The sequence below is a fragment of the uncultured Treponema sp. genome, assembly GCF_945873775.1.
Taxonomy (GTDB): Bacteria; Spirochaetota; Spirochaetia; order Treponematales; family Treponemataceae; genus Treponema_D.
Genome location: NZ_CAMCEC010000011.1, coordinates 16,940 through 29,377 on the forward strand (window position 1 = coordinate 16,940; position 12,438 = coordinate 29,377).

Here is a 12,438-nt window from a genome sequence, read left to right on the forward strand (position 1 = left end):
TCCATATCAAAGAGGTTTTTATGCTTTTAGTTGACAAAAATATAAAAGAACTGGTTTCGCAGGGAAAACTCATTGTTTCAGGTTATAAAGAAGAAAACTTAAAAGGAATTGCCTACGAACTTTCTGTTGATTGCATATATGACTCTCAAAAAAATATCGTTTTGTCTTTTGAACTGAAACCGGGAGACGTGGTTTACATAAAATCAAATGAAGAAATAGAACTTCCGCCTCAACTGACCGCTCGGATTATTGAAAGAAATTCAGTTATGAGAATGGGACTTAAAGTTGACGGTCCGCAATATATTCCGGGGCACAGAACATTCTGCTTTTTACGCGTTCAAAATATTTCTGACTCGGTTCTTACAATTTCTAAGGGATTTGGAATTGCACAGATTGTTTTTGAAGAACTAAAGGAAATCCCTGAGCAGACTTACGACAAGCAGCACGGAGCTTCATTCAGAAACGAAAAAGACTTTGTAGGAGTTGGAAAATATCAGCCTGAATACGACAAGCTTATGAAGGAATACAAAGACGCAAAAGAAGATCTTGAATCTTTAAAAGAAAAGATTTATGGAAATGTTCTTACAATAATGGGCGTTTTTGTTTCAATATTTACACTTGTAAGCGTGAATATCCAGGCATTTGCAAGAGAAACCATTTCTAAAAACCTAATAGCAACAGTAAATCTCTGCCTCCTTACCTGCATTGCAACTTTGCTTGGATTTGTAATGCTTATAGTTAACAAAGGCAAGAAGAAATGGTTTAATGCAGTTTATACTGTGTTTTTGATATTGCTTGCCGCCTCAACAATAATTCTTGCCTTGTTAAAAAACTAATTTCCCCATTTAATCTGCATTTTTTTGATAATTTTCTGCAATTAAATATGCGGAGGATTTATGGAAGAAATGCATGAACTGACTCCCGCTGAAAAATGGGAGCAGGCGACACTGGCTGACAACTTTATCTTTTGCAAAGTCATGACGGCAAACCCGGACTTGTGCAAGGAGCTCCTGGAACTTCTTCTTAACATAAAAATTGAGCGGATTGAAATTCATGTGGCAGAAAGAAGCTTTAAAGTTGACTACGATTCAAAGGGAATTCGGTTCGATGTCTATGTAAAGGACGGAACTGGCCGCTGCTTTGATATTGAAATTCAAACTACAAACAGAACAAATCTTGCCAAGCGCGCAAGATATTACCAAGGACTTATGGACGTTGACAGCCTTGTTTCCGGCGCGGATTACAGCGAGCTTAACGAAAGCTACGTTATTTTTCTGTGCATGGAAGATGCCTTTGGAAACGGACTTCCCGTATATGATTTTCATCAGGTTTGCAAGCAGAATTCTGAAGTTTTATTAAACGACGGAACTCACAAAGTCTTCTTCAATGCTTCAAAATATGATAAAATGCCCACGAAAAGCCTAAGGGAATTCTTTAAATTCCTTAATGGACTGAATGCGGCCTCGGACTTTACAGACCAGCTTGAGCAAAAAGTGAGGTACGCCAAGGCAAATGCGCAATGGAGGCATAGGTTTATGACGTGGGAACAGGAAATGCGAATCCAAGTAAAAGAAAAATCCGAGCAGCTTGCAAAAATCATAGCAAAAGAAATGGTTGAAGATAGAGTTAATGCTATGAGGGCAGATATAGAAAAAGAAGCTAAAGATTTAGCAAAAGAAATGGTCGAAGATAGAGTTAATGCCATAAGAAAAGACATAGAAAATGAAGCCAAGGAAAAGGCAAATGAAATTGCGGAAGAACAAACAGCTGAAAAAGTTGAGGAGACTGCCAGAAAGATGCTTGCGGAAAAAATTGCGCCGGAAGTGGTTGCAAGATGCACTGGACTTTCTTTGGAGCAGGTGAAAAAGCTTGTCATTAAAGAGTAGATTCCGCTAAAGAATTCTGCGGAATTTGCCGAAAATATAGCGTTGCTTCTACAAACCGTAGGCAGTTCTAAAGGTTACAAAAATTTAATTTTTTTTGTTGACTTATAGATTGTCTTGGGGTAGAATAACGATATGATATCGTATGGTATCGCAAAAAATAAGGAGGCTAAGAGATGAAAAAGACTCTTATCGCGGTCGCAGCGGCTGCCGCACTTACAGCAACTTCTGCTTTCGCAGAAATCACATTCGGAGCATGGCTTCGCGTGCTCGGTTCACCAATCGCTTCTACAGGTGAAGAAGTTGTAGCAGGAATGGAGAACTCATGGGGATGGGGCGCACGTACAGCCCGTATCGACATCAACGGCGTTTCTGAAGACGGAAAAGCTGGTTTCAGCATGGGTGTATACAACGATGTATATGGCGGACTCGGAACTGGAGACCGCTTCAACCTTTGGGTTAAGCCAACTGACACAGTAAAGATTTCTATCGGTAAATACGACTCTCCAGACAATGGACTCCGCGGCGACTTCTGCTACGGTCAGTGGAACTGGCTCAGAGCTTACAACTGGGCAGGATTTGAAGATGAAGGTCTCACATTCGACGGAATCTGGAGAAAAGGTCTTATGGTTGAGGCTGATCCAATCGATGGACTCCACCTCTTCGCAGTTATCCCAATGGACAAGACTGATGACGGAAACTACTATCACACAGCAGAATGGACATACCGCAATGCGCAGGTTGGATTCGGATATGCAATCGAGGGTGTAGGTAAGCTCAAGGCACAGTGGATTGGTGACTGGTCATATACAACAAAAGCAGACAGTGATGGAAATGCAGAAGTTGATGAAGACAAAACAACAGGACAGATTGGTGTTGCATTCGACATCACAGCAATCGAGAACCTCTATGTAACTGTAGGTGCACGCTTCGGTATCGCAGACAAGGACTATGCTCCTGGCTACCTCAAGATGGCATTCTCAGCTGGTGCTTCTTATCAGGTTTCTGATGCTATGAAATTCTCTGTTTCTGGCGGTTATAGACAGTTTCAGGACAAGTGTGTTGGCGACGATGATGACAGTCTTTTCTTCGTAGGAGCTGGTGTAGACTTCACTGTAATGGACGGACTTGCAGCAGTTGCTGATGTTCGCTTCCAGAATAACAACTTCGGAAAAGACGGTGACGAAGGTGCTATCAGCTTCCTCATTGGAGTTAACAAGTCTATTGGAAGCAACGGTTCCCTTGGTGTTGGCTTCCAGGGCGCAACAAACGGCTGTGGTCTTGTAGTAGCTGGAGGAGATTCTAATGGTCTCGTAGCTGGATACAACCCAGTTGCAGGAACTGTTACTGGCGACGGCGATGAATTCGTTTGGGCAATCCCAGTATCTGTAAGCGTTTGGTTCTAGGCGATTGTCCAAAGGACAATCTCTGCGAGTTTGCTTTGCAAACTCGGTCGATCTGACAGTTTTGCGAGCAAAGCTGTCGGGGGTTGTTCTTGGCACACATAATGTGCAACCAAAGCGAAAGCCTCCCAAAAGGGAGGCTTTTTTGTGTTTAAATGAAAGGGCAATAATACAATTTTCTCTGTTGCTATCTGTGTGATATTAATTTTAGAAAGAAATGTTTTTTCCTAAAAAACAGAGTGTTTCTTTGGAAAAAACAAAGTGTTTTAAGCTAAAAAACGAAATGTTTTAAAGTCAAAAACAATGTGAAACTAAGTTAATTCCTAACTGCTATGGGACACTGCCGGTTTCACTGTCCCGCATTTCTTGCAAGGATGAGTAAACTAGACTTTCAGCGTAAAGAAAAAAATTGAGAAAAACACAAATCGGGTTTATAATTAAATATAGGCAGTTTTTAGAATTACATCAGGAGGCTTTTATGGCAGTTACAGCATATTCACTTGGAGCGGCAGAAGAAGTTACAGGAAGCCGGCATATACTTGAAATTGACGGACGCAGCATAATGGTAGACTGCGGAGCTTTTCAGGGGCGAAGAGCAGAATCAGACAAAAAGAACAGGGAATTCAGTTTTCCGGCGGACAAAGTTGAAAGCGTTGTTTTGACCCATGCGCATTACGACCACTGCGGGCTTCTTCCTGTTCTTATGAAAAACGGATACGACGGAACAATTTATGCAACTCCGGCAACAAGAGACCTTGCAAACATCGTTATGATGGACAGCGCGCGCATTCAGGCACGGGACGCGGAATTTCTTGCAAAGCAGGCAAAAAAGAAAGGCGAAGCTTTTACCTGGAGGCCTCTGTATAATGAAGCGGACTGCGTAAAGGCGGCAAACCAGATTGTTACGCTTGGCTACAACCGCAAAATGTACATTGCCCCGGACGTTCAGCTTGAATTTTTTGACGCAGGGCATATTCTTGGAAGTTCCCTCGCCTACTTTACAATTACAGGGCAAAGAAAAAATCAGCAAGGACCAAACGCGGGCTCAGGAAGCGGCTCAAGACCAAAACTTTGGCACAAACTGTTCGGCGCAAAACTTTCTTCAAAAAATGAGCAAGCGCAAAATGCAGACGGAGCAGACGAGCTTAGAGTTCTTTACACAGGAGACTTGGGAAGACGCAACAAGCCAATCATAAAAGACCCGGCAACAAATATGCCAGCCCCAGACTACATCTTCATGGAAAGCACTTACGGCAACAGGCTTCATGCGGAAACTTCAAGCACAATGTATGAGCTGGAAAAAGTTGTGCGCCAGGCAATCGACTCAAAAGGAAAAATAATCATTCCAACTTTTGCAATTGAGCGCGCGCAGGAAATTGTTTATTACCTTCATCTTTTAGTTGACCAAAAAAGAATTCCGCAGATTCCAATTTACATGGACAGTCCTATGGCAGTAAATGCAACTGGAATCTATCAGCTTCATCAGGAATGCTATGACGCCGCAACTCAGGAAGCGTTCCTTGCACACCACAAAAATCCGTTTGGCTTTAACTCGCTTCAGTTCATTACAAGCGTCGATGAATCCAAGGAGCTTAACAAGAAAAGCGGTCCTATGATAATTTTGAGCGCAGACGGAATGTGCGAAGCCGGACGCATTCTTTACCACTTGGCGAACAACATTTCAAATCCGAACAACATAATTCTGATTGTAGGCTATATGTCCGAACATACTCTGGGCCGCAGAATTCTTGAAGGCGAAAAGGAAGTGAAGATTCTTGGCGACTGGTACAAGGTGAATGCTCAGGTAAAGCAAATTGACTCATTCAGCGCGCACGCCGACTACAAGGAAAGCACCGAATGGCTCAAGCTCATAGACACAAGCAGGCTCAAAAAGATTTTCCTTGTGCATGGTGAAAAAGATGCGCAGGCACACCTTAAAGGCTACCTTGCAGAAAACGGATTTCCGAATGTTGAAATTGTAAAGTACGGCGAAACATACAATTTGGAATAGTTCAAATGGAAAAGGAAGTTGAAGAAAAAATAATCAGCCTTGAAACAAAGCTTGCCTACCTGGAAGACTTTATAAACCAGCTTCAGGCTGTTTCCGTAGAGCATACAGAAACTATTGAGCGGCTCAGGGCTGAAAACAAGATTTTATCGCAGAAGCTGCACGAAGTTTCTGACATTCTTGAAGGCGACATTCCAAACAGAAAGCCGCCGCATTACTAAAAAAATTCCCGGCTGTTTTTGCAACCGGGATTTCTTGTTTTATATTTTGCTGTGGGAATCGGGCAACGACACATCAATGTTTCTGAAAAAATTCAGTTAATTTGTCTCCTGATTGCCGTATCAAGTAAGACAATGACATTTTGATTTAGTGAATAACTTAAACTGATATTTTTATCAAAAAACTTCAGATTATATAAGATTATAAATTCCAAAGAATACCAGCACCGCAGCTCCAATCGCAAACAGATGGAAAATGCTGTGAGTCCATTTGAAATTCCGCATCATAAAGAACGCAAGGCTTATTCCATAAGCGGCTGCTCCTGCAAACAAGAACACTTTGCTTGAAAAACTCAATGCAATAGCTCCAGAGGCAACAAGTCCTATTAGAATTGCCGCAAAAACTATGTACGTAAAAACTGAAAATGAATGAAGCCTTGCGCCGAACACTGCATACAAAACCAAAAGGAATGCAAGAATTCCCCAAAGAACAGCGCAGGCAGTTGTAGCAGGTCCAGACATTTTAGCAAGCATTAAAGGTGTAAAGATTCCGCCTATAAAAAGATAAATTGCGCAATGATTAAAAATGGAAAATACTTTTTTTGCTTTTGAAGGTGAAATCGCATGGTAAAGAGTCGCCATAAGGTGAAGCACAAAAAGGCTTGAGCCGAACACCGCAAATGTTGAAATATAAGTGCTTTTCTGCAAAGCCGGGGCATAAAAGTACGCGCGGATAACTAAAAGAACAATCGCCGAAACACTAAGCCCCGCTCCGATTCCGTTTGCAATTGAACTTAACACATCTTCGCCAAGTGTAAATGGACGCGGCTGGCGTGCATTGTAAGACAAGCGTGCATTTGCCTTTTGCGCCCTAAGCTCACGTTTTCGCTCCCGTTCAGCTGCTTTTTCCTTTTTCTTTTCTGCATCCATAGAATAGTCAACTTTTATCTGATGGATTTTTTCCTTTGCCTGAGCCTTTATAGTTTTTATGGCTGCTTTTCTTTTTGCCTTCAAGGATTTTCTTGTGATTCTGCGGGTAATATCGCCCATGACAAACCTCGTTAAAATTAATTGAAACCTCTAAAAACTTAAATTTTTTGAGGAAACTCTGAACTTGTATTATACAACATTCCAAGTCTTTTTTAAATACGTAAATATCAATACAAAAAACACCCGGCATCTTTTTAGACACCGGGCAAAAATGAAAGGAGGAAAAAATGAAACAAATACTATTTTTTATTTTGAACTGCTTCTTTTCTTTGAAACAACATCAAAGATTACAGCAAGTAAAAGAACAAGTCCTTTTACCGCGCGCTGCCAGTTCGCATCAACACCAAGAATCGACATACCGTTGTTCAGGATTCCCATAAATACAGCGCCGATTACAGCACCACCTACAGTTCCTGTTCCGCCGTAAGCAGAAGCTCCGCCGATAAAGCATGATGCAATCGCATCCATTTCATAGCTTGTTCCAACAGTAGGAGCGGCAGAGTTCAATCGAGCGGCGCAGACAAGGCCTGCAACAGCTGCAATGAATCCCATGTTTGTGTAAGCAAAGAACATAACATTATCAGTGTTTACACCTGAAAGGCGGGCAGCTTTTTCATTTCCGCCGATTGCATAAAGATAGCGGCCTGGAACTGTATTTTGTGTATAGTAAGAATAGATTCCGACAATCACTGCAAGAATTACAAGGATAAGCGGAAGTCCTTTGTCCTGAGCAAGTAGCCAGCCAACAAGCATAATAACAGCGCACAAAACAACCTGCTTTCCCATAAACGAGCCGGCAGAAGACACAGAATATCCCTTTCTCTTTTTTGACGCGCGGCTACAAAGTGCTGATGCCACAGTAACAAAGCAGCAGATAACGGCAATAATCAAAGTTACAATCAAAGTAATCTGCGCATTCTTGTCAACAAGAGCATAATAGGCATCTTCTGAAGCTTCAAAAAGCTCGTCTGTAGCCTGCTCAAGCGCAAGGTCTGGAAGATAGCTGTTGAAGATATTCATGAATGTTGAAGGGAACGGAGAAATTGTCATTCCGCCAAGAAGGATCAAGGCAACTCCGCGCCACAAAAGCATTCCGGACAATGTACAAATAAACGGCGGAATGTGAACATAAGCAATAAAAAATCCGTGCCATGCACCGATTGCTGTTCCGACAATAAGGCATACAATAATCGAAGGAATAACCGGCCAGCCAAGATTTACAATTAAAATTCCTGCGACCGCGCCAACAAGACAAATTACAGAGCCAACAGAAAGGTCAATGTTTCCGCCGGTAAGAATACACAGAAGCATACCAGTTGCAAGAATTACAACCCAGGCGTTCTGGTTTATAAGGTTTGTAATATTTTCCGGTGCAAAAAGCGATCCTTTTCCGAATCCAACAATCAAAGCCTGAAAAAACAGCATGACTGCCAGAAGAATAAAAATCATCGTGTTACCCTTAAGCATTTTCTTTAAGCTGTTTGTATTAACTGCCATATTTACACTCCTAATAAATTTTGGCTATTTATTTTCCGAGCTGATGATGCATGACATGATTTTTTCCTGACTTGCATCCTTCGCATTCATTTCTGCAATCATGCGGCCTTCATTCATAACATAAATACGGTCGCTCATTCCAAGCACTTCCGGCATCTCAGAAGAAATCAGAATTACAGATTTTCCTTCTGCAACCATGCGGTTTATAATGCAGTAAATCTCGTACTTTGCGCCAACATCAATTCCGCGTGTCGGCTCGTCAAGAATCAGAATATCCGGATCCGCAAAAAGCCATTTTCCAAGAAGAACTTTCTGCATGTTCCCGCCTGAAAGATTTCCTACAGCTTCGTCTACAGTTGCGCATTTTGTCCTCATTTCTTTTGATGAATCCTGGGCAACGCGCCTGCATTCGTCAAAGTTGTAGATTCCGTGCTTAGAAACTTTTTCCGGCCTTGCTGAAACTGTGTTCTGCGTGATTGTTTGTGAAAGAATAAGCCCGTTGCCTTTGCGGTCTTCTGTAACATAGGCAATCTTGTGGCTGATTGCTGACTTTACATTCGGAAGCTCAATTTCTTTTCCGTTAAGAAAAATCTGTCCGGAAATATTCGCGCCATAGGAATGTCCAAAAATGCTCATTGCAAGTTCTGTGCGGCCGGCTCCCATAAGCCCCGAAATTCCAAGAACTTCGCCTTTACGCAAATTGAAATTCACGTTGTCGCAAACCTTGATTCCGTCGAAAACAGGATGGTCAACGCACCAGTTCTTGACTTCAAAGCAGACATCTCCGACTTTTGAAGCGCGCTTAGGAAATCTATCTGTAATATCACGGCCAACCATCGCCGCAATAATTGTATTCTCTGAAAAATCGTCTTTGCTCTTGTCGAGCGTTTTTATTACAGCGCCATCTCGGATAACTGTAATTTTGTCAGCAACATAAGAAATTTCATTCAGCTTGTGGGAAATAATAATTGAAGTCATTCCCTGTTTTTTGAATTCAAGGAGCAAATCCAAAAGATGCTTGGATTCATTTTCATTCAAGGAAGCGGTTGGCTCGTCCAAAATCAAAAGCCGAACTTTTTTTCCAAGCGCCTTGGCAATTTCTACAAGCTGCTGCTTGCCAACGCCAATGTCCTTTATAAGTGTATGTGATGATTCTTTAAGACCAACTTCCGCAAGAAGGGAATCAGCCTTATCGAATGTTTCTGCCCAGTCAACCTTGAATTTTGAGCCGCGCTCATTTCCAAGGAACATATTTTCCGCAATCGTCAGAAGAGGAACAAGAGCCAGCTCCTGATGAATAATTACAATGCCCAGCGATTCACTGTCTTTTATTGTCTGGAATTTGCAGAGTTTGCCGTCATAGATAATATCGCCGGAATAAGAGCCGTATCCGTAAATGCCGCTTAAAACATTCATAAGAGTAGACTTTCCAGCTCCGTTTTCGCCGCAGAGAGCATGAATCTCGCCTTCTTCCACAGAAAGCGTAACGTTGTTCAGAGCTTTGACGCCAGGAAACTCTTTTGTAATATTCCGCATTTCCAATAATGCCTTTGCCATTGGAATCTCCTATTTTAAGCCGATTATAAACTTCTAAAAAAGACGGGGCTTTTGACCCCGCCTTGACCATTTTAGTTTTTACTATTTAAGCTGAGCTTCTGTGTAATATCCAGAATCAACAAGGAGAGCCTTGTAGTTTGAAACATCAGCATAAACTGGATCACAAAGGTATGAAGGAACAATTCCTTTTCCATTGTCATAAGTCTTTGTGTCGTTGATTTCTGGTTTTGTTCCCTGAAGAAGTGCGTCAACCATTCCAACAACTTTTTCTGCCAAAGTGCGTGTGTCCTTGAAAACAGACATTGCCTGAGTTCCCTTGAGCATGTTCTTTACAGAACCAATGTCGCAGTCCTGTCCAGTAACAATCGGGAAGTTTGCCTTTGTGTAGCCAGCTGCAACAAGAGCGTTTGTGATTCCCATTGCAACAGAGTCATTTGAAGAATAAACAGCGTCAAGCTTTGTTCCGCGTGGACCATATCCATTTGAAGTAATAAGGTTTTCCATGCGTTTCTGTCCTTCTTCTGTAGACCAGTTCAAAGTTGCGCACTGTGCTTTTGAAGTCTGTCCTGAACGGCAAACGAGAACTCCGCTGTCAAGGTAAGGCTTGAGTGTGTCCATAGCTCCGCCGAAGAAGAAGTTGATATTGTTGTCATCTGGAGATCCTGTGAAGAATTCAATGTAAGCAGGGTCAGATTTTGTGCGGTTCTTAAGATTCAGCTTGTCAACAAGATATTCACCCTGAATTGTTCCTACTTTGTAGTTGTCGAATGTTGCATAGTAAGAAACTGAATTTGTGTTCATAATCAAGCGGTCATAAGCAATAACCGGAATTCTCTTTTTCTTTGCACCGTCAAGCGCGTTTTTAAGAGCTGAACCATCAATAGAAGCAACAACAAGAACGTTGCATTTTCCAGTAATCATGTTTTCAATCTGGGAAACCTGAGTTGCAATGTCGTTGTTAGCATACTGCAAGTCAACAACATATCCTGCTTTTTCCAGCTGAGCCTTCATGTTTGCTCCGTCCTGGTTCCATCTCTGCAAGTCTTTTGTAGGCATAGAAACACCTACTTTTGTTCCTTTCTTTTTTGCTGCGAAACATGGAAGCACGAGCGCGCAAGCCAAAAGAACAGCGATAATTTTTTTCATAAGATAAACCTCCTTAAAAATGCATATCTTATTTTTTTAGTTAACAGAACTCCAAAAATGTTCCGTTACGTTCTAGATTGATTAAAGTATACAATATGAAACGTTTTCTGAATTCCCAATTTTCTTGATTATTTTGTTAATTTATGTGATTTTTTGAATAAATCTATAAAAAACGAAAGAAGAACATTAGGATTTTTTTGTTGTAAGAAAAATACAGAACGGCAAGAACGTAAAATATTCCCCGAAAAAAAACTCCGGGCAAGGAGGCTTACATTCCTTTTCCCGGAGCATATTCTACAAAGGTCCCGAGGTTGAACCCTATTGTATAAAAATTAAAAACAGCTATTTCACTCTCTTATAGCCGTAAACAGCCAAGTCTCCAAGCTCTTCTTCTATGCGCAAAAGCTGATTGTACTTTGCCATGCGGTCTGAACGAGATGCAGAACCTGTTTTAATCTGTCCTGAATTTGTTGCAACCGCAATGTCGGCAATTGTTGAATCTTCTGTTTCGCCGGAACGGTGAGAAGTTACGCTTGTATATCCGTGGCGGTGAGCCATTTCAATCGCATCAAGTGTTTCTGTAAGAGAGCCAATCTGGTTTACTTTTATAAGAATTGAATTTGCGCATCCAAGCTCGATTCCTTTCTTAAGATATTCAACATTTGTAACAAAAAGGTCATCGCCAACTAGCTGGCATTTTGAGCCGATTTTGTCAGTAAGAAGTTTCCAGCCTTCCCAGTCGCTTTCCGCCATTCCGTCTTCAATTGAATCAATCGGGTATTTTGAAATAAGGTCTGCAAGATAATCTGCCTGCTGTGCGGAAGTAAGTTTTTTTCCGTCCGCGCCTTCTTTCCAAGTATAATCGTAAATTCCATTCTCATAGAATTCAGAGGAAGCGCAGTCCATTGCGATTTTCACATCTTTTCCAGGCTCGTATCCTGCTTCTTTTATCGCCTTTACGATTGTATCAAGAGCATCTTCTGTTCCGTCAAGCTTAGGAGCAAAACCGCCTTCATCGCCTACAGCAGTTGAAAGTCCGCGCGCCTTTAAAACAGCCTTCAAGCTATGGAAAACTTCTGTTCCCATGCGGATTCCTTCCTTAAATGAAGAAGCTCCAACCGGGCGAATCATAAATTCCTGGAATGCAATAGGAGCGTCTGAATGCTGGCCGGCATTTATAATGTTCATCATTGGAACTGGCAATGTGTAAGTGTTTGTTCCGCCAATGTAACGGTAAAGAGGAATTTCAAGATAATCAGCGGCCGCTTTTGCCACTGCAAGTGAAACACCAAGAATTGCATTTGCGCCAAGCTTGGATTTTGTTTTTGTTCCGTCAAGTTCAATCATTTTTTTGTCGATTGCGCGCTGCTCAAGTCCGCACATTCCAATAAGAGCCGGAGCAATTACTTTGTTAACATTTTCAACTGCCTTGAGAACACCTTTTCCCAAGTAGCGTTTTTTGTCTCCGTCGCGAAGTTCAAGCGCTTCATTTTCGCCAGTAGAAGCTCCAGAAGGAACTGATGCTCTGCCAAACGCGCCGCTTTCCAAAGTAACGTCAACTTCTACCGTAGGATTTCCGCGAGAATCAAGAATTTCACGTCCGACAATTTTCTGAATTTTACAACCGCCCATAATTTCCCCCTGGGATAAAAATATAGTTAGCTACTGCTAATCAATTTAAATATAATAAAATCCAGTGAATTTTTCAAGTTAAATTCAAAAATTTTTTCAGAAAC

The 12,438-nt window shown here is 41.7% G+C and carries 10 protein-coding genes; 5 read left to right on the top strand and 5 right to left on the bottom strand.

The window, feature by feature from the left end:
• Positions 1-20: 20 nt before the first annotated feature.
• The 5 genes from Q0N70_RS07060 to Q0N70_RS07080 all read left to right on the top strand — a co-directional run bounded on the left by Q0N70_RS07060 (position 21) and on the right by Q0N70_RS07080 (position 5,515).
• On the top strand, positions 21-836 hold the full coding sequence (locus Q0N70_RS07060) for a hypothetical protein (RefSeq protein ID WP_294015304.1): 816 nt from the start codon (positions 21-23) through the stop codon (positions 834-836).
• 60 nt (positions 837-896) lie between these two features.
• Positions 897-1,886 (top strand): Rpn family recombination-promoting nuclease/putative transposase, encoded by a 990-nt coding sequence (locus tag Q0N70_RS07065; RefSeq protein WP_294015307.1) that lies wholly within the window; start codon positions 897-899, stop codon positions 1,884-1,886.
• A gap of 173 nt (positions 1,887-2,059) precedes the next feature.
• Positions 2,060-3,289 (top strand): hypothetical protein, encoded by a 1,230-nt coding sequence (locus Q0N70_RS07070; RefSeq protein WP_294015309.1) that lies wholly within the window; start codon positions 2,060-2,062, stop codon positions 3,287-3,289.
• 475 nt (positions 3,290-3,764) lie between these two features.
• Positions 3,765-5,297, top strand: a complete 1,533-nt coding sequence (locus tag Q0N70_RS07075; protein WP_294015310.1) for an MBL fold metallo-hydrolase RNA specificity domain-containing protein — start codon at positions 3,765-3,767, stop codon at positions 5,295-5,297.
• Positions 5,298-5,302: 5 nt separating this feature from the next.
• Positions 5,303-5,515 carry a SlyX family protein gene (locus tag Q0N70_RS07080; protein WP_294015312.1) on the top strand — a complete coding sequence of 71 codons (213 nt, stop codon included), beginning with the start codon at positions 5,303-5,305 and terminating at the stop codon, positions 5,513-5,515.
• A 189-nt stretch (positions 5,516-5,704) separates the two neighbouring features.
• On the opposite strand, the gene Q0N70_RS07085 is transcribed toward Q0N70_RS07080, so the two are convergent.
• The 5 genes from Q0N70_RS07085 to eno all read right to left on the bottom strand — a co-directional run bounded on the left by Q0N70_RS07085 (position 5,705) and on the right by eno (position 12,334).
• The gene (locus Q0N70_RS07085; RefSeq protein WP_294015315.1) at positions 5,705-6,562 is read right to left on the bottom strand and encodes a hemolysin III family protein; all 858 of its coding nucleotides are present in this window, start codon (positions 6,560-6,562) and stop codon (positions 5,705-5,707) included.
• Between the two features lie 186 nt (positions 6,563-6,748).
• Positions 6,749-7,999, bottom strand: a complete 1,251-nt coding sequence (mmsB, locus tag Q0N70_RS07090; protein WP_013702448.1) for a multiple monosaccharide ABC transporter permease — start codon at positions 7,997-7,999, stop codon at positions 6,749-6,751.
• Positions 8,000-8,023: 24 nt separating this feature from the next.
• Positions 8,024-9,556 (bottom strand): multiple monosaccharide ABC transporter ATP-binding protein, encoded by a 1,533-nt coding sequence (mmsA, locus tag Q0N70_RS07095; RefSeq protein ID WP_013702449.1) that lies wholly within the window; start codon positions 9,554-9,556, stop codon positions 8,024-8,026.
• Positions 9,557-9,637: 81 nt separating this feature from the next.
• Entirely contained in the window at positions 9,638-10,702 is a 1,065-nt protein-coding gene (gene chvE / locus Q0N70_RS07100; RefSeq protein ID WP_273352073.1) for a multiple monosaccharide ABC transporter substrate-binding protein, read from the bottom strand.
• 342 nt (positions 10,703-11,044) lie between these two features.
• A complete protein-coding gene (eno, locus tag Q0N70_RS07105; protein WP_288756842.1) occupies positions 11,045-12,334 on the bottom strand; it encodes a phosphopyruvate hydratase in 1,290 nt (429 codons plus the stop codon).
• Between the last annotated feature and the right edge of the window lie 104 nt (positions 12,335-12,438).

Bases quoted from the DNA above. Each gene is read 5' to 3' on its own strand.
- Q0N70_RS07060 (WP_294015304.1), top strand. From the start codon at position 21: ATGCTTTTAGTTGACAAAAATATAAAAGAACTGGTTTCGCAGGGAAAA.
- Q0N70_RS07065 (WP_294015307.1), top strand. From the start codon at position 897: ATGGAAGAAATGCATGAACTGACTCCCGCTGAAAAATGGGAGCAGGCG.
- Q0N70_RS07070 (WP_294015309.1), top strand. From the start codon at position 2,060: ATGAAAAAGACTCTTATCGCGGTCGCAGCGGCTGCCGCACTTACAGCA.
- Q0N70_RS07075 (WP_294015310.1), top strand. From the start codon at position 3,765: ATGGCAGTTACAGCATATTCACTTGGAGCGGCAGAAGAAGTTACAGGA.
- Q0N70_RS07080 (WP_294015312.1), top strand. From the start codon at position 5,303: ATGGAAAAGGAAGTTGAAGAAAAAATAATCAGCCTTGAAACAAAGCTT.
- Q0N70_RS07085 (WP_294015315.1), bottom strand. From the start codon at position 6,562: ATGGGCGATATTACCCGCAGAATCACAAGAAAATCCTTGAAGGCAAAA.
- mmsB (WP_013702448.1), bottom strand. From the start codon at position 7,999: ATGGCAGTTAATACAAACAGCTTAAAGAAAATGCTTAAGGGTAACACG.
- mmsA (WP_013702449.1), bottom strand. From the start codon at position 9,556: ATGGCAAAGGCATTATTGGAAATGCGGAATATTACAAAAGAGTTTCCT.
- chvE (WP_273352073.1), bottom strand. From the start codon at position 10,702: ATGAAAAAAATTATCGCTGTTCTTTTGGCTTGCGCGCTCGTGCTTCCA.
- eno (WP_288756842.1), bottom strand. From the start codon at position 12,334: ATGGGCGGTTGTAAAATTCAGAAAATTGTCGGACGTGAAATTCTTGAT.